This window comes from Streptomyces sp. NPDC059866, assembly GCF_042731325.1.
GTDB classification, from domain to species: domain Bacteria; phylum Actinomycetota; class Actinomycetes; order Streptomycetales; family Streptomycetaceae; genus Streptomyces; species Streptomyces flavusporus.
Genome location: NZ_JBHWJT010000038.1, coordinates 1 through 14941, shown reverse-complemented (window position 1 = coordinate 14941; position 14941 = coordinate 1). Strand labels below are relative to the sequence as shown.

Annotated in this window: 17 protein-coding genes and 1 pseudogene; 5 read left to right on the top strand and 13 right to left on the bottom strand. The window is 70.2% G+C overall.

What is annotated here, in order from left to right:
* Positions 1 to 143 precede the first annotated feature (143 nt).
* On the top strand, positions 144 to 761 hold the full coding sequence (locus ACFV7R_RS38750) for a hypothetical protein (protein ID WP_385272807.1): 618 nt from the start codon (positions 144 to 146) through the stop codon (positions 759 to 761).
* Positions 762 to 806: 45 nt separating this feature from the next.
* Here the strand turns inward: ACFV7R_RS38750 and ACFV7R_RS38745 are convergent, their stop codons facing one another.
* The 5 genes from ACFV7R_RS38745 to ACFV7R_RS38725 all read right to left on the bottom strand — a co-directional run bounded on the left by ACFV7R_RS38745 (position 807) and on the right by ACFV7R_RS38725 (position 4218).
* Positions 807 to 1439, bottom strand: a complete 633-nt coding sequence (locus ACFV7R_RS38745) for a proteophosphoglycan 5 (protein WP_385272804.1) — start codon at positions 1437 to 1439, stop codon at positions 807 to 809.
* A gap of 51 nt (positions 1440 to 1490) precedes the next feature.
* Positions 1491 to 1700: a hypothetical protein gene (locus ACFV7R_RS38740; protein ID WP_385272801.1), complete on the bottom strand. Its 210-nt coding sequence runs from the start codon at positions 1698 to 1700 to the stop codon at positions 1491 to 1493.
* Between the two features lie 225 nt (positions 1701 to 1925).
* Complete coding sequence (locus ACFV7R_RS38735; RefSeq protein WP_385272934.1) at positions 1926 to 2927, bottom strand: glycoside hydrolase family 43 protein; 1002 nt, start codon at positions 2925 to 2927, stop codon at positions 1926 to 1928.
* Between the two features lie 94 nt (positions 2928 to 3021).
* Positions 3022 to 3771, bottom strand: coding sequence for a PP2C family protein-serine/threonine phosphatase (locus ACFV7R_RS38730; protein ID WP_385272798.1), 750 nt, complete (start codon positions 3769 to 3771; stop codon positions 3022 to 3024).
* Positions 3772 to 3786: 15 nt separating this feature from the next.
* On the bottom strand, positions 3787 to 4218 hold the full coding sequence (locus ACFV7R_RS38725; protein ID WP_385272795.1) for an SRPBCC family protein: 432 nt from the start codon (positions 4216 to 4218) through the stop codon (positions 3787 to 3789).
* Positions 4219 to 4353: 135 nt separating this feature from the next.
* Here ACFV7R_RS38725 and ACFV7R_RS38720 point away from each other — a divergent pair, with 135 nt between their 5' ends.
* Positions 4354 to 5151: a VOC family protein gene (locus ACFV7R_RS38720; RefSeq protein WP_385272792.1), complete on the top strand. Its 798-nt coding sequence runs from the start codon at positions 4354 to 4356 to the stop codon at positions 5149 to 5151.
* Between the two features lie 74 nt (positions 5152 to 5225).
* Here ACFV7R_RS38720 and katG read toward each other — a convergent pair whose 3' ends face one another.
* From katG to rox, 4 genes are all read right to left on the bottom strand, one after another.
* Positions 5226 to 7442: a catalase/peroxidase HPI gene (gene katG / locus ACFV7R_RS38715; protein WP_385272789.1), complete on the bottom strand. Its 2217-nt coding sequence runs from the start codon at positions 7440 to 7442 to the stop codon at positions 5226 to 5228.
* Positions 7443 to 7475: 33 nt separating this feature from the next.
* On the bottom strand, positions 7476 to 7913 hold the full coding sequence (locus tag ACFV7R_RS38710; RefSeq protein ID WP_385272786.1) for a Fur family transcriptional regulator: 438 nt from the start codon (positions 7911 to 7913) through the stop codon (positions 7476 to 7478).
* Between the two features lie 105 nt (positions 7914 to 8018).
* Positions 8019 to 8438, bottom strand: coding sequence for a molybdopterin-binding protein (locus ACFV7R_RS38705; protein WP_385272783.1), 420 nt, complete (start codon positions 8436 to 8438; stop codon positions 8019 to 8021).
* 150 nt (positions 8439 to 8588) lie between these two features.
* Positions 8589 to 10019, bottom strand: coding sequence for a rifampin monooxygenase (gene rox / locus ACFV7R_RS38700; RefSeq protein WP_385272780.1), 1431 nt, complete (start codon positions 10017 to 10019; stop codon positions 8589 to 8591).
* Positions 10020 to 10350: 331 nt separating this feature from the next.
* Here rox and ACFV7R_RS38695 point away from each other — a divergent pair, with 331 nt between their 5' ends.
* Complete coding sequence (locus ACFV7R_RS38695) at positions 10351 to 11031, top strand: hypothetical protein (protein ID WP_385272777.1); 681 nt, start codon at positions 10351 to 10353, stop codon at positions 11029 to 11031.
* 178 nt (positions 11032 to 11209) lie between these two features.
* A complete protein-coding gene (locus tag ACFV7R_RS38690) occupies positions 11210 to 11854 on the top strand; it encodes a sigma-70 family RNA polymerase sigma factor (RefSeq protein ID WP_385272774.1) in 645 nt (214 codons plus the stop codon).
* Between the two features lie 119 nt (positions 11855 to 11973).
* Here the strand turns inward: ACFV7R_RS38690 and ACFV7R_RS38685 are convergent, their stop codons facing one another.
* From ACFV7R_RS38685 to ACFV7R_RS38670, 4 genes are all read right to left on the bottom strand, one after another.
* Positions 11974 to 12801: a class I SAM-dependent methyltransferase gene (locus tag ACFV7R_RS38685; protein WP_385272771.1), complete on the bottom strand. Its 828-nt coding sequence runs from the start codon at positions 12799 to 12801 to the stop codon at positions 11974 to 11976.
* A 73-nt stretch (positions 12802 to 12874) separates the two neighbouring features.
* Positions 12875 to 14044, bottom strand: coding sequence for a GTP-binding protein (locus ACFV7R_RS38680; RefSeq protein ID WP_385272769.1), 1170 nt, complete (start codon positions 14042 to 14044; stop codon positions 12875 to 12877).
* 6 nt (positions 14045 to 14050) lie between these two features.
* Positions 14051 to 14221 carry a 50S ribosomal protein L32 gene (gene rpmF / locus ACFV7R_RS38675; RefSeq protein WP_385272766.1) on the bottom strand — a complete coding sequence of 57 codons (171 nt, stop codon included), beginning with the start codon at positions 14219 to 14221 and terminating at the stop codon, positions 14051 to 14053.
* Between the two features lie 127 nt (positions 14222 to 14348).
* Positions 14349 to 14702, bottom strand: a complete 354-nt coding sequence (locus ACFV7R_RS38670; RefSeq protein WP_385272763.1) for a winged helix-turn-helix transcriptional regulator — start codon at positions 14700 to 14702, stop codon at positions 14349 to 14351.
* Between the two features lie 144 nt (positions 14703 to 14846).
* Between ACFV7R_RS38670 and ACFV7R_RS38665 the strand changes: the two are divergent.
* Positions 14847 to 14941, top strand: a pseudogene (locus ACFV7R_RS38665) (FMN-dependent NADH-azoreductase); the annotation flags it as partial.

Here is a 14941-nt window from a genome sequence, read left to right as displayed (position 1 = left end):
GTCGCAGGTTCAAATCCCGTCGTCCCGACTTTTCGAACATTCGAAAGTCGCAGATGAGGGGTCGTTTTCCGAACGGCCCCTCGTTGCTTTTCCCGCGCTCCCGGGTGGGAGCGGCACGGGGGAGCACGCTCTCACTCGTCCCCTTGTCCGGTTCCGGCACGGTCGCGCCGGCTCGCGGGTACGCGGCCGGCGTCCGTGAGGCCGCCCTGCCCGTGCTGCGGCGCACCGCCGACGAACTCGGCGCACCCCGTCTGGTCGCTCCTGAGGAGCCTGGCAGGATCGGCGGCATGGACTACTGGCCGTACCCGCCGACCGAGGCGGACCGTGTCGACCCCTTCGACAGCGAGCGCACCGAGACGCAGTACGTCCTCTTCGGCGGCCACCGGCCCACGTCCGCGTTCACCGATCCCGCCAGATTCCGCGATCCGGATCTGCACAGATCGATCCCGTGGGGATACAAGATCCTCCGCATGGCGCAGAAAGTGGCCGTCCTGCGCCACGGCGATGTCGTACGCGAATGGCCGGTGCTGCACCGCGACCCCCGCGTCGACCCGGTGGACCCGCCTGCCGGCGAGACGCTGTACCTGGACAACTGGCGGCGCAGTGTCTGCGGGTACCGGGTCCTGACCTCGCCGGCCTCGATGACCGCCCCGGACGACGCCTACGACCGCGCCGCCGCCGTCGCGGTGGCCCGCACCGCCTCGCGCACCGAAGGCCGCGCCCTGGTCGTGTACATGTACGACGCCGAGAACTGGCACTGACGAAGGCCGGTGCCGTGTCCGCAAACGCTTCGTCGCTGCGCCTGGTCAGAAGGCCAGGAACTTCCTGGCTGCGGCCGCGCCCGCCGCGGGGTCCCAGCCGCCCTTCCCGATGACCGCGATCACGTGATCCTCCGTGACGTCGCCGTCGGCGGCGATCAGCGCGTCGACGGCGGCCTGGGGTGGAGCCGCGCCGTTCAGTCCCGGGGCGTTCCTCGTGAATACCGCGATGCTCTCGCGGGTCTCCTCGAGGCTCAGGGCGGGCAGGCCCACGCTGCGAAAACCGTCGTCGACGCTGTACTCGGCGCGTTTCCATCCGTCGGCGCCGTCGAAGCCGTAGACGAAGCCGACATAGTCCTCTGCGTCCAGGGTCTGCTGCACGACGGGCCGCCACCAGTCCGGTGCTCCGGCGAGCAGATCGGTCTCCTCCTCGCCGAACTCCTCCGCGGCAGGGCCGTAGTACGTCTCCGAGTACTCGTGGTCGTTGCCTGTCAGCACCGCACGGCCCTCGTCGAGGTGGTGCAGCTTGAGCCAGTTGCCACCCGCGTCGTCGAAGTGCCAGACGCGGCCCTCGGCATGGCACATGGAGCCCCATTTACGGGCAGCACAGACCGCTGCGAAAGCCGCCCAGCGTCCGCGCAGCTGTGCCGGTGCGGGCAAGTCCAACGCCACCAGTCCCATGGCGGTGTCCACCTCTCTGTCTCAGGCCGCTCGAGCGTGCGCATCGTGTGCTCAGGACATCCAAGCGCATGCCTCTGACAACGGGCCCTTGGCCTGATGGCCTTGCTCGCGGGCGATGCGCAGGAACTGCTCCACCAGCGGTTCCTGTGCGGCGCCCCCCGAGACGGGGGAGAGCCCCACGACGTCAGCGCGGCCGGTGGGCCAGTAGGCGGCGGAGGGCTGGATGTGTCGAGCCGACCACGGCCCGGAGGTGCTGCGCACCGGAGAGCTGTGACTGCAGATGCCGCCGGCGGGTGGTTGCCCGCCCCGCGCCCAGGGCGGGGCGGGTCGGGCGGGGGTCCGGTCGCCCGGGCGACGGCTGCGTACAGCGGGCCGAGGTGGCCGAGCTGGGCTGACCGCGGCGGGCGGCGCATGAGTCTCCGGTCGGCAGAGCCGCCGTCGCTCAATGGCGGTCGGACTACAGCCGTGGTGCTGCTGGACTCGTCGTCATCCACCACCGTCGAGGTCGTCACGTCGGCGGAGGATCCGTAGCTCATGGCCGAGGAGCTGCATCTCGTACAGCTTCCCGCGCGCGTTGTCGAAGGGGCGGTGGAGGACCATCATCAGCCGGCCGTCGAAGGTGTGGAACAGCATGCCGTGACCGCTGTCGTCGCGGACCAACGGCCGGTGCTGCTGCCAAGGCCCTGCAAGGTTGCCGGACTTCGAGACGGCGTAGGTCTGCACATAGCCGCCGCCGACGGTGCCGTCCTGGCCCGTCATGTTCTTTTCGTACGTGGACCACAGCATGATCAGGGAGCCGTCAGGGGGGCGGTACAGCTGCGGGCCGTCGGTGACATAGGGCGGGAGCTGATGCGGTACGCCGCTGGGGATCTGCTCGCTGAGCCAGAACGCGTCCGACGCCTTGAACAGGAAGACCGGGTCTCCGACGGTTCCCGACAGGTCCGGGGCGAGTCGGATCGCCTCCATCGTTCCGTCGACGGTCTGCAGCCACTCGTGTGCGTACACCATCCAGGGCTGCCCGGACGGGTCGGCGTAGAGCGTGCCGTCGAGGGTCATGAGGTGTTCGGGCGGGGTGGGGCGTGACGGGTCGATGACGGTGAAGGGCCCCAGCAGTGAGTCGGAAACGGCGATGACCGTGCCGCGCATGTGGTTCGCGAGCTGGAAGGGGGTGCCCCATTGGCCGGGTGGTGGTACCGGAAGCGGCTTGCTCCGGCTGTGCAGGGTGGTGAACAGGTAGTACCTGCGGCCCCATTCGTGCACCTCCGGCGCCCAACCGCCGTCGGTCGCCCAGATTCCCTTCTGTCCGGCGGTCAGGAACACCACCACAGGGCGCATCCAGTCGCGCAGGTCGTGGCTGCGGTAGACCATCGTGCCGGTGCCGTCCACGCCCGACACCGAGGGGTCGTTGGATGTGTAGAGGTGGTAGGTGCGGGTCTTCTCGTCGGCGACGACGAACGGATCGTGCAGCGGCATGCCGGGAAGCCGCATCAGCTCGGTGTCAGCCACGGGCGAAGAATACGTCGGCCTTCCTGGCGAGGCAGCGGGGCAAACGGTACGCGCTCGTGATCGGCCGTCAGCAGCCCTACTCGTCGCCGACGCGTACCACCGCCAGCGTGATGTTGTCGGGGCCGCCCGCCGCGATGGCGGCCTTCCACAGCTCGAAGGCCGCACGTCCGTCGTCGTGCTCCCGCAGCACCTCGTCGAGCACGTCCGTCGTCAGCGGGTCGGTCAGACCGTCCGTGCAGATGAGGTAGCGATCGCCGGGTGACAGGGACTCGGTCGTCACGTGGGGGACGACGGCGCGGTGGACGGGGCTGCCGCCCAGGCACTGGGTGACCACGGACGTGGTGCGCTGCCCGGGTTCGAGCGGTGGGCTGTCGTCGATGCTCACCTGGCGCAGCCTGCCGTGCGAGGCCGCGTAGACCCGGCTGTCACCGACGTTGAACGCCAGCAGCGACTCGCGTTGTACGACGATTCCGGCCACCGTCGTCCCCATGGTCGCCAGCTCGCTTTCCGCGTCGCCGCCGGCCGCCTCGAAAACGGCGCGGTTGCAGGCGTTCAGGGCGCTGCATACGGCGTCCTCGCTGTTCAGGGCGGGACCGATCGACGCGATCCGGCGGGCCACCAGGGCGCTGGCCACCTCGCCGCCGGGATGCCCGCCGAGGCCGTCGGCGACGGCGACGACGAGGGGCGTCCCGAGCGGGAAGACCAGGGTCTGCGGACTCTCGGTCACGGTGGCGCACAGCGTCCACGGGCCGATGACGAGGCTGTCCTCGTTACGGTCACGCAGCAGCCCGGGATGGCTCAGCGCGCTCACGGCGACGTACGGCATGCGGCGCCACCCCGCTCACCGTTCTTGTTCCACGTACTCCTTGAAGTGCTCCAGATCGCTGCGGACGAGCCGCTCGATCGCGTTCGCCTGGGCGAATCCCTTCGGCCCGCCGAAGGCCTCCCTGATCGTGCCGGGGTCGTACTCGAGCCGTGCCTGGACCCGGGTGTGGTTCTGGTCGAGGGGCTGCAGCGAGAAGGAGCCCGCCAGCTCGGGGGCGCCCGCGGTGTGCCACTCCATCACGCGTTCGTCGCCGTGGTCGGAGACCTCGGCGTCGAACTCCCGGGCCCGTCCGCCGGTCTCGACGTCCAGATGCGCTCGGCCTCCCGCGTCCGTGCGGGCGGCGCGTACTCCCTCCACGAAGCGCGGATAGTTCTCCACCCGGTGCAGGCTCTCCCAGGCCTTGTCGACCGGGACTCCGACGTCGACATGTTCTTCGAGGGTGCTCACGGCCCACCTCCATGTGCGGATCATGACGGATGGCCTTCCGCTTCCAGTGTGCGCCCGGCACCGGCCGGTCGCCGGGTGATTGTCAGTGCCGGGTGCCACGCTGAGGTCACACAGGATCTGCGAAAGGGAATCGCCGTGATCACCACTGACTTCGTCCCCGGCTCCCCCTGTTGGCTCGACCTCGGTGCCCCCGACGTGCGGGCTGCCGCGGCCTTCTACGGCGCGGTGCTCGGCTGGGAGTACGAGTCCATGGGGGAGGGGGAGGACATGGAAGGCGGGATGTTCCGGAAGGACGGCAAGATCGTCGCCGGGCTCGGCAAGCTGACCGAGGAGGGTGCCCGCTCGGCCTGGATGATCTACTACTGCGTCACCGACGCGGACGCCACGACCCAGGCCGTGGAGCGTGCGGGCGGCACGGTGCGGGTGGCGCCGATGGACCTCGACGAGTGGGGCCGGATGGCGCAGTACAGCGATCCGCTGGGGGGCCAGTTCGCCGTCTGGCAGCCGGGGACGAACAAGGGCCTCGAGCTGGTGGACCAGCCGGGCTCGCTGTCGTGGACCGAGCTGTACACGAGCGACGCCGCGGCTGCGAAGGAGTTCTACGGCGGTGTCTTCGGCTGGCAGTTCAGTGACATGGAGCTGCCGGGCGGCGGGGGTACGTACTCCCTCATCACTCCCGCCGGGCTCCCCGAGGAGCGTATGCACGGCGGTGTCATGGAGCTCCCCAAGGAGAATCTTGCGCCGGCGAACGGGAGGCCGTACTGGCACCCCGTCTTCGCCGTCGCCGACTGCGACGCCGCGGTCGCCGCGGTCACCGGGAACGGCGGCAGCGTGCAGATGGGGCCGGAGGACGCGGAGGGCGTCGGCCGGCTGGCCGTCTGCCTCGACCCGTCGAGCGCGGACTTCGTGGTGCTCACTCCGAGCACGAGTTGAACCCCGGGAGACCGGACGTCCGGGCCGGCCCGTGCGGACCGGCCCGGACGTCGTGGTCGGAATGATCGGAAGGATCAGACGAGGTCGAACCGGTCCAGGTCCATGACCTTGCTCCACGCCGCGACGAAGTCGTTCACGAACTTCTCCTTCGCGTCATCGCTGGCGTAGACCTCCGCCAGGGCGCGCAGCTCGGAGTTCGAGCCGAAGACCAGGTCGGCGCGGGTGCCGGCCCACTTGACCTCGCCCGTGGCCGCGTCGCGGCCCTCGAACGTGGTCTGGTCCTCGGACGTCGCCTTCCACGTCGTACCCAGGTCGAGCAGGTTGACGAAGAAGTCGTTGGTCAGAGCGCCGGGCGTGTCGGTGAAGACGCCGAGCGGCGACTGCTGGTGGTTCGCGCCCAGGACGCGCAGGCCACCGACGAGGGCCGTCATCTCGGGGGCGCTCAGGGTCAGCAGGTTCGCCCGGTCCAGGAGCAGGTACTCGGCGGGCAGCCGGTTGCCCTTGCCGAGGTAGTTGCGGAACCCGTCGGCGGTCGGTTCGAGCGCGGCGAACGACTCCGCGTCCGTCTGCTCCTGCGAGGCGTCCACGCGGCCCGGCGTGAAGGGGACCTCGATGTCGAAGCTGCCGTCCTTGGCGGCCTTCTCGATCGCGGCGCCACCGGCGAGCACGATCAGATCGGCCAGGGACACCTTCTTGGCACCGGAGTTGAACTCCCGCTGGATGCCCTCCAGGGTGCGCAGCACCGTCGCCAGCTGGTCGGGCTCGTTGACCTCCCAGCCGCGCTGCGGCTCGAGGCGGATGCGGGCGCCGTTGGCGCCGCCGCGCTTGTCGCTGCCGCGGAAGGTGGAGGCCGACGCCCAGGCGGTGGACACCAGCTCGGAGACCGACAGGTCCGAGTCGAGGATCTTGGCCTTGAGCACCGCGATGTCCTCGGCGTCGACGACCTCGCCCTCCGCCTCGGGCAGCGGGTCCTGCCACAGCAGGGTCTCCTCCGGGACCTCCGGGCCGAGGTACAGCGACTTCGGGCCCATGTCGCGGTGGGTCAGCTTGTACCAGGCGCGGGCGAAGGCGTCCGCGAATTCCTCCGGGTTCTCGTAGAACCGGCGGGAGATCGGCTCGTAGATCGGGTCGAAGCGCAGCGACAGGTCGGTGGTGAGCATCATCGGGCGGTGCTTCTTCGACGGGTCGTGCGCGTCGGGGACGATCTCCGGGGCGTCCTTGGCCACCCACTGGTGGGCGCCGGCAGGGCTCTGGGTGAGCTCGTACTCGTACTCGAAGAGGTTCTTGAAGAACCCGTTGCTCCACTGGGTCGGCGTGGTGGTCCAGGTGACCTCCAGGCCGGAGGTGATGGCGTCCGCGCCCTTGCCGGTGCCGTAGGTGCTCCTCCAGCCCAGGCCCTGCTCCTCCATGGAGGCGGCCTCGGGGTCGTTGCCGACGTGGTCCGCAGGGCCGGCGCCGTGGGTCTTGCCGAAGGTGTGGCCACCGGCGATCAGGGCGACGGTCTCCTCGTCGTTCATCGCCATCCGGCCGAACGTCTCACGGATGTCGCGGGCCGCGGCGATCGGGTCCGGGTTGCCGTTCGGGCCCTCCGGGTTGACGTAGATCAGGCCCATCTGGACCGCGCCGAGCGGGTTCTCCAGCTCCCGGTCGCCGGTGTAGCGCTGGTCGTCGAGCCAGGTGGTCTCGGGACCCCAGTACACGTCCTCCTCCGGCTCCCAGACGTCCTCGCGGCCACCGCCGAAGCCGAAGGTCTTGAAGCCCATCTGCTCCAGGGCGACGTTGCCGGTGAGGATCATCAGGTCGGCCCAGGAGATGCTCTGGCCGTACTTCTTCTTGACCGGCCACAGCAGACGGCGCGCCTTGTCGAGGTTGCCGTTGTCCGGCCAGCTGTTGAGCGGGGCGAAGCGCTGCTGTCCGGCGCCGGCGCCACCGCGGCCGTCGCTGGTCCGGTAGGTGCCCGCGCTGTGCCAGGCCATACGGATCATCAGCGGGCCGTAGTTGCCGAAGTCGGCGGGCCACCAGTCCTGCGAGGTGGTCAGCACCTCGGCGATGTCCCGTTTCACGGCCGCGAGGTCGAGGGCCTTGAACGCCTCGGCGTAGTCGAACTCCTCACCGAGCGGGTTGGCCACGGCGGGGTTCTTGGCGAGGATCTTCAGGTTGAGGCGCTCCGGCCACCACTGGCGGTTGCCGCCGCCCTGGGTCGGGTGCGCGGCGCGCCCGTGCGCGACCGGGCAGCCGCCTGTGGTCTCCGCCTTGGGGTCGGTGACGATTGCATCGGGGTTCTCAGCCATGGAAATCCTTCCGGACGTGGTGGATCACGGTGCTCAGGTACTGCGGCGGGTGGAACAGCCGGGGCACACGCCCCAGTAGATGACCTCGGCCTCGTCGATCGAGAAGCCGTGGTCGTCGGACGCGGTCAGACAGGGGGCATCGCCGCGCGCGCAGTCGACGTCGGCGACGGCACCGCACGACCGGCAGACGACGTGGTGGTGGTTGTCCCCGACGCGCCCCTCGAACCGGGCCGGACTGCCGGCCGGTTCGATGCGGCGTACGAGACCCGCCGCAGTGAGGGCGTGGAGGGCCTCGTACACGGCTTGGAGGGAGACATGGCCGACACGCTCGCGCACGCCGGAGGCGATCGCCTCGACGCCGAGGTGGTCACCGGCCCGGACGGTCTCGAGCAGCGCGACACGGGCGGCCGTCACCCGCAGGCCGGCACCGCGCAACTCCTCAGCGGTGGTCGGGGGCCGGGATGCGGTCATGCCGCCGAACCTACCCTCAAGAACACGAACGGTTCAAGAAAACGAATGGTTCTAATTTTGCGGCGTGTCGTGCGCGTTCCTCCGCCGCCCCGGCCGCAGTTCGGATCAGCCGACCGCGAGTGAGACCTCCGTCGCCTTGATCAACGCGACGACGGAGGAGTCCGGTTCCAGGTCGAGTTCGGCGACCGCTTCCCTGGTGATCGCGGAGGTCAGCTCCCCGCCTTCCGTCGCGATCCGGACAGAGGCCATGGCGCCGCCCGTCGTGATCTCCCGCACGGTGCCGCGCAGCCTGTTGCGGATGGACAGGCCGTCCACACTGCCGGTGGCGAGGGCGACCTCCGTGGACTTGACGAGGGCGCGCACGGCGGACCCCTCGGCAAGGCCGAGGTCGCGCACCGCCTCCCGGGTGATCGCCGCGGTGATGTCCTGACCTCCGTCGAGGCGGACGGTCACAGTCGCCATGGCCTCGCCGGTGGTGACGGCGGTGACGGTGCCGGGCAGTTGATTGCGGATGCTCAGGCTCACGACGGAACACCTCGAAAGGGGATGTACTTCTCGGATCAGGGCACAGTGCAGCCTTACGGTAGCCCCGTCAGCCCTGTCCGAACGGGTACGACGACCCGGTTGGGGCTGAGGGCGTGCCCCCTCCCGTCCTTTCGAGCCACACCTGTGCGCTCAGCCGGCGGCAGCGCCGAACCACTCGGGCAGCCGGCCGAGCAGATCCTGCTGGTCCTCACCGACCCACGCCACGTGGCCGTCCGGCCGCAGCAGCACCGCGGGCACGTCCAGTTCCTCGCTGATGTCGACGACGTGGTCGACCCGGTCTGCCCAGCCCGCCACCGAGAGCCGGCCGGTCCGGTCCAGCAGCAGCCCGCGGCCGCCGTGCATCAGCTCGTAGAGTCGCCCCCGCTTCAGCTCCACGTCCCGCATCCGCCGGCCGAGCAGGTCATGCCCCTCGCCGAAGTCGTAGCGGACCCCCATCGCAGTGATCTTCTCGATCAGGTACCGGTTCACCTCCTCGAGGTCCATGAGCTCCGACACCAGTCGGCGCACCGCCTGGGGGCCCGGCTCGGTGGACATCAGCTCCATCTGTGCGCGGGTGTTGTCCAGCACGTCGGCGGCCACCGGGTGCCGTTCGGTGTGGTAGCTGTCCAACAGCCCCTCCGGTGCCCAGCCGTTCACCTCGGCGGCCAGTTTCCAGCCGAGGTTGAACGCGTCCTGGATACCGAGGTTGAGCCCCTGCCCGCCGGTCGGCGGGTGGATGTGCGCCGCGTCGCCGGCCAGCAGCACCCGGCCTACCCGGTAGCGCTCGGCCTGCCGGGTGGCGTTGCCGAAGCGGGACAGCCAGCGCGGTGAGTGCACGCCGAAGTCGGTTCCGGCGACCGCCCGCAGCTGTTGCTTGAACTCCTCGAGGGTCGGCGGGACCGTACGGTCCTCGGCCAGCCCCTCGGCGGGTACGACGACCCGGTGCACCCCGTCCTCCCCGAAGGGCGCGGCGCCGAACCGCTTCTGGGTCTTGTTGACCTCGGCCACCACGGCGGCCAGTTCCTCCGCCGGTACGGCCACCTCCATCTCGCCCAGCAGCGTCTCGACCGTGGAGGGCTCGCCGGGGAAACCGACGCCGAGCAGCTTGCGCACCGTGCTGCGGCCGCCGTCGCAGCCGACGAGGTAGCGCGAGCGCAGCCGCGTGCCGTCGGTCAGCTCGACGGTCACCCCGTGGTCGTCCTGGCTCAGCCCGACCACTTCGCAGCCGCGCCGGATCTCGGCGCCGAGCTCGGTGGCGTGCTCGGCCAGCAGGCGGTCGGTGGTGGGCTGCGGGATGCCGAGAACGTAGCCGTGCGCGGTGTCCAGCCGGTCGGGCGAGGGCTTGGCGATGGCGGCGAAGAAACCGCCGAGCGGGTACTGCTTGCCGTGCGCGAGGAACCGCTCCAGCAGACCGCGCTGGTCCATCACCTCGATGCTGCGCACGTGCAGGCCGAGCGCGCGGACATACCTGGTCGGCTCCGCCTCCTTCTCCAGCACGACCACGTGCACACCGTGCAGCCGCAACTCGCCGGCCAGCATCAAGCCGGTCGGTCCGCCGCCGGCAACGATCACGTCAAACATGAAACCCCCCATTCGACAAGGCTGTCGGCCAGCTGCTCCGCGCAGTCCGGGCGGGCAAGGGAACACACGCTTCGCGCATCCCTGATTTCCGCAGTTTCTGGCCTCGGCCGGAGATTCTGCGGCACGACCCGGGGCTTGCCGCAAGGCCCCCCGTGCGCTATATGTTGAGAGTGGCAAGGAGTGGGTAACCTCCTTGCCTTTCCCATTTGTTGTGGCCACGTTCGGCATGTGCATGTGGCTCGTGTCACATGGCTCGGATTGAGTCGCGGACCCCGCCGATTTCCGTACCTACGGGTGACACCGGGACGCCGGATGCAAGGATGAGGCCGTCATGACTGCTGGGTGGTGTTCTCGCACAATTCGGGCCGCGGTGTTCGCGGCCGTCTGTGTGCTGCTCGCCGCCCTGGGCCACGTACTGATGTCCGGCAGCCATGTGCCCTGGTGGGCGCTGGTCGGCGGCGCCGCCGTGACCACCGCCGGGGGGTGGTGTCTGGCGGGCCGGGAACGCGGGCTGCCGCTGATCGTGGCCGTCGTGGCCACCGCCCAGACGGCGCTGCACTCGGCGTTCTCCCTCGCGCAGTCGGCGACCGGGGGACAGCACACCGTGCCTTCGGACACGGGTGCCATGGGCCACGACATGTCCGCCGCGCACATGTCCTCGATGCACATGGGCTCGATGCCCATGCACTCGATGGACGCCATGGACCTGGGCCATACCGCGGGCCACGTCATGGGCGGTTCGTCCTCGTCAGGGATGATCGCCGCCCACCTGCTGGCCGCACTGCTGTCCGGCCTGTGGCTCGCCCACGGCGAGCGTGCCGCCTTCCGCATTCTGCGCGCCGTGGCCGGATGGCTGGCGGCGCCGCTGCGGCTGCCGCTCGCCGTGCCCGCCCCGCCGCGGGCCCCGCGCCCGCGGCCGCGGCGGCGCAGTTCGGCACGGTCACCGCGCCGACTCCTCCTCGTCCACGCGATCACCTTGCGGGGTCCGCCCCTGGGGACTGCTGTCGTCTGACGACAGCCGGCTTCCCGAGGCAGCCCCGAGGCGCCTCGGGCCACGGTCGTACGCCCGCGCGGGCATCAGGACGCCCCGCAGGGTCCCGTACGGCCTGAATCCCCACTCGCCGGATCCCGCCGCAGCGTGCCTGTGCGCGCCGCCGGCCGGGCTCCCGGATGACCGAGAAGGACACCAGGTGATCACTCCTGCCCTGCCCGCCTCGTACGAGAAACGCCGCGAGACGTTCCGCGCGCGAACCGAGGACCACGGGACCGAGACTGCCGACGAGTCGATTACCGCCTGGGCGCTTGCCGCCCGCGGCGGCGACCCGGAGGCCGTCGACCACTTCGTCCGTGCCCTGCACCGCGACGTCCTGCGCTACGTCGCCCATCTGTGCGCCGACCCCCAGGCCGTCGACGACCTGGCGCAGGACACGTTCCTGCGGGCGCTCGGCAGCCTGCACCGATTCGAGGGCCGCTCCTCCGCGCGTGCCTGGCTGCTGTCCATCGCCCGCCGTGCGGTGATCGACAGCTACCGGTACGCCTCCGCCCGGCCGCGTCTGAGTGACGTACCGGACTGGCGGCTGGCCGTGGAGCTGGCCCAGCCGCGCGATCTGCCGGGCTTCGACGACGGCATCGCCCTGCTCGACCTGCTCGCGACGCTGCCGGAGGAGCGCCGGGAGGCGTTCGTCCTCACCCAGCTGCTCGGGCTGCCGTACGCGGAGGTCGCCGAGTTGGCCGACTGCCCGGTCGGGACGGTCCGGTCCCGGGTCAACCGGGCCCGCACCGCGCTCATCGACCTGCTCGCCGCGGCGGACGAGCCTGCCGCGCTGGCTGCCTGAGCGACGACCAAGGGTGCCGACGCCCGCCGTGGAGGCGGCCGTCGGCACCCTTGTGTCAACTCGGCGGGCGCCCAACTCGCCTGCGAAAAAGGCGAGTTGGGCGCCGTGCGGTCGCTGGGTCAGGGGAGTCGGAGCAGGTTGATCCGGTACTCCTCCACCTGCGGCAGCCGCTGGGCCTTGAGGTCGCTGAGCATCTCCTGATACGCCGTCGGCAGTTCGTCGTACATCGTGGCGGGCAGGCTGGTGAGTGTGTGGGAGGCGAGCAGTCGGGTCCCCGGTCGCCGGTCGGTGAGTTCGGCCGGATCCGCGCACGACCACTGCATCTTGGCGTCGACCTTGCTCAGCGCGTCGTGCTGGTCCTGGGTGGCGATGATCCCGGGACCGGCGGTGTCCAGGGCGAGCAGCGCGCCGGGGAAGCGCTCGGCGAGCAGGGTGAGGACCTTGCGCACCTCCGCTTCGGGCAGGTAGGGCAGCACCGCTTCGGCGGCGAGGAAGCAGGGGCCGTCCGACTGTGCGGCGACGGAGTCGGCCCATGCCTCGTCCGTCACCGACGAGGCGATCATCGTGCGGCGGGCAGTGTCGGTGAAGAACGTCCGGCGCAGGTCGATCACGTCGGGCAGATCGAGGTCGAACCAGCGGGCGCGGCCGGTGTCGACGCGCTCGTATCGTGTGTTGAGGCCTGTGCCGATCTCGATGACCGTGCCGCCCGGGTGTTCGGCCAGGAAGTCGGCCACCCACCGGTCGAACAGGCTGGTGCGCAGGACCGTGCCGATGAGGCTCGGTCCGTTGTCGAAGCGGGCGAAGTCGTAGTCGATCGAGGTCACGATCTCCTCGGCCCGGGCGTCGCGCAGTGCGGCGTCCTTCTTGCGGCTTTCCACCGCGCGTCCGTACAGCGGGATGAGCAGGGTCTCCTGAACCGTGCCCAGACGTACACCGTGCTCTGTCATGGCAGTCTCCCGTTTCGGTGTCCGTACCGGGTCGGGCGGTGCCGTGGCTGCGTCCACCGCCCGACCCGGGGTCTCAGGTCCCCGCCACGGCGGAGTGTTCGTGGTCGCAGGTGTCGTCGATGCCATAGGTGTCCCAGGCGGGGAACGGGTCGCCGGACGGCGGTTCCTCGCCGTCGTGCATCAGACACTCGGCCAGTGCGGTGTGCAGGGCGTCGGCCTTCAGCTCCGTACCGATGAAGACCAGTTCCTGAGCGTACGGGGCCTCCTCGTCGCGTGCGGCGGACGGCTCGAAGCGGGCGACGGAACCCGCCTGCGACCACAGGCCCGTCACCTGCGGGCGGCTCGCCAGGGTGAAGAAACCCTTGGAGCGCAGAATCCGCCCGTGGTCGCCGCCGTCCAGCTCCTGGGTCACGAAGGTCCACAACCGGCCGGGATGGAAAGGCAGTTCGGAGCGGAACACGGTCGAGGAGATGCCGTACTCCTCCGTCTCCGGAACATGGTCCCCGTTGAGCTCCCGGACCCAGCCCGGCGCCTGCTGGGCGCGCTCCAGGTCGAAAAGGCCGGTGTCCAGGACCTGTTGGAGGTCGACCCGGCCGTGGGTGGCGGGGACGACGCGGGCGGCCGGGTTGAGGCGCGCCAGGGTCGCCCGCAGCCTTTCGGCGGTGGCGGTGTCCACCAGGTCGAGCTTGTTCAGCACGAGGACGTCGGCGAACTCGACCTGGTCCATCAGCAGGTCGCTGACGGTGCGCTCGTCGTCCTCGTGCTGGTCGAGGCCCCGCTCGACGAGTTCGTCGCCGCTCGCCAGCTCTGCCAGGAAGTTGGCCGCGTCGACGACGGTGACCATGGTGTCCAGACGGGCCAGATCGCCCAGGGTGGCGCCGTCGTCGCGGGCGAACGCGAAGGTGGCGGCCACCGGCATCGGCTCGGAGATGCCGGACGACTCGATCAGAAGGTGGTCGAAGCGGCCCTCGCGGGCCAGCCGGTCGACCTCCTCCAGGAGGTCGTCGCGCAGGGTGCAGCAGATGCACCCGTTGGTCATCTCGACCAGCCGCTCCTCGGTGCGCGACAGCGCGGCCTCACCGCCGCGTACCAGCGCGGCGTCGACGTTGATCTCGCTCATGTCGTTGACGATCACGGCGACGCGCAGCCCCTCGCGATTGGCGAGGACGTGGTTGAGCAGCGTGGTCTTGCCCGCCCCGAGGAACCCGGACAGGACGGTGACGGGCAGTCGGCCGTACGGCATCCTCGCTCAGCCCTCGGGGCGCAGCAGCCCGCGCTCGTACGCCTTGACCAGGTTCTGCGGCACGAGGTGGCTGACGCCCTCGATCGTGACCGGCACGAGCCGCGGCGTGCTCGCCTTCCACTGGGCGCGGCGGTGGCGGGTGTTGCTGCGGGACATCTTCCGCTTGGGGACGGCCATCGGGATCCTTCCTGGGCGCGTTCGTCACTCCCCCCGGGGGGAGTGACACAGACGCTACATGAAAATGGATCCCATTACTAAGTGGGTCGGGCTCCCGTCGGCGGGGTCGGCCGGTCGGGTAAGTCGACTAACAGGGCCCGCTGTCCGGCAGGTGCTTCTCCGCCCAGTCCCCGAGTTCCTTGAGGGCGGGTTCCAGGGCGGCCCCGGATTCGGTCAGCCGGTAGGAGACCCGTAGCGGCGGGCCCTCCTCCACCTCGCGCACGACGAGTCCCGCGGCGCCGAGCTCGGTGAGCCGGTCGGAGAGCATGCGCTCGCTGATCCCGGGGATCGCCCGGCGCAGGTCGGCGAAGTGGGCCGGCTGTCCGATGAGCACGGCCACGATCGGGCCGGTCCAGCGCTTTCCGAGCAACTGGAAGACGCGGGTGATGCCGTTGTCCACCCGCTTGCACGCCCCGGCGTCATGGCCTTGCTCGACTGTCATGCCTTCAGGGTACTGTGTCACCGTGCGGGGATGAAAAAAAGTAAGTCCCTGTGGTATCCATAGTCCCGCACGAAGAATTAGCACGGCGGGCGCCCTGCCACCCCGCGGGCGCCGGCCGGTTCACTGCTCATTGGAGATTTCCTGATGGCCACGTTGCTGCACATCGACTCGTCCGTGTTCCCCGCGTCCGCCTCCGCGTCCCGGGCCGTCGCGGAGACCTTCCGCAGGGCCTGGGAGGA

Coding starts and splice junctions, on each gene's coding strand:
- ACFV7R_RS38745 (WP_385272804.1), bottom strand. CDS start 1,439: ATGGGACTGGTGGCGTTGGACTTGCCCGCACCGGCACAGCTGCGCGGA.
- ACFV7R_RS38735 (WP_385272934.1), bottom strand. CDS start 2,927: ATGCGGCTTCCCGGCATGCCGCTGCACGATCCGTTCGTCGTCGCCGAC.
- ACFV7R_RS38730 (WP_385272798.1), bottom strand. CDS start 3,771: ATGCCGTACGTCGCCGTGAGCGCGCTGAGCCATCCCGGGCTGCTGCGT.
- katG (WP_385272789.1), bottom strand. CDS start 7,442: ATGGCTGAGAACCCCGATGCAATCGTCACCGACCCCAAGGCGGAGACC.
- ACFV7R_RS38710 (WP_385272786.1), bottom strand. CDS start 7,913: ATGACCGCATCCCGGCCCCCGACCACCGCTGAGGAGTTGCGCGGTGCC.
- rox (WP_385272780.1), bottom strand. CDS start 10,019: ATGTTTGACGTGATCGTTGCCGGCGGCGGACCGACCGGCTTGATGCTG.
- ACFV7R_RS38695 (WP_385272777.1), top strand. CDS start 10,351: ATGACTGCTGGGTGGTGTTCTCGCACAATTCGGGCCGCGGTGTTCGCG.
- ACFV7R_RS38685 (WP_385272771.1), bottom strand. CDS start 12,801: ATGACAGAGCACGGTGTACGTCTGGGCACGGTTCAGGAGACCCTGCTC.
- ACFV7R_RS38680 (WP_385272769.1), bottom strand. CDS start 14,044: ATGCCGTACGGCCGACTGCCCGTCACCGTCCTGTCCGGGTTCCTCGGG.
- rpmF (WP_385272766.1), bottom strand. CDS start 14,221: ATGGCCGTCCCCAAGCGGAAGATGTCCCGCAGCAACACCCGCCACCGC.
- ACFV7R_RS38670 (WP_385272763.1), bottom strand. CDS start 14,702: ATGACAGTCGAGCAAGGCCATGACGCCGGGGCGTGCAAGCGGGTGGAC.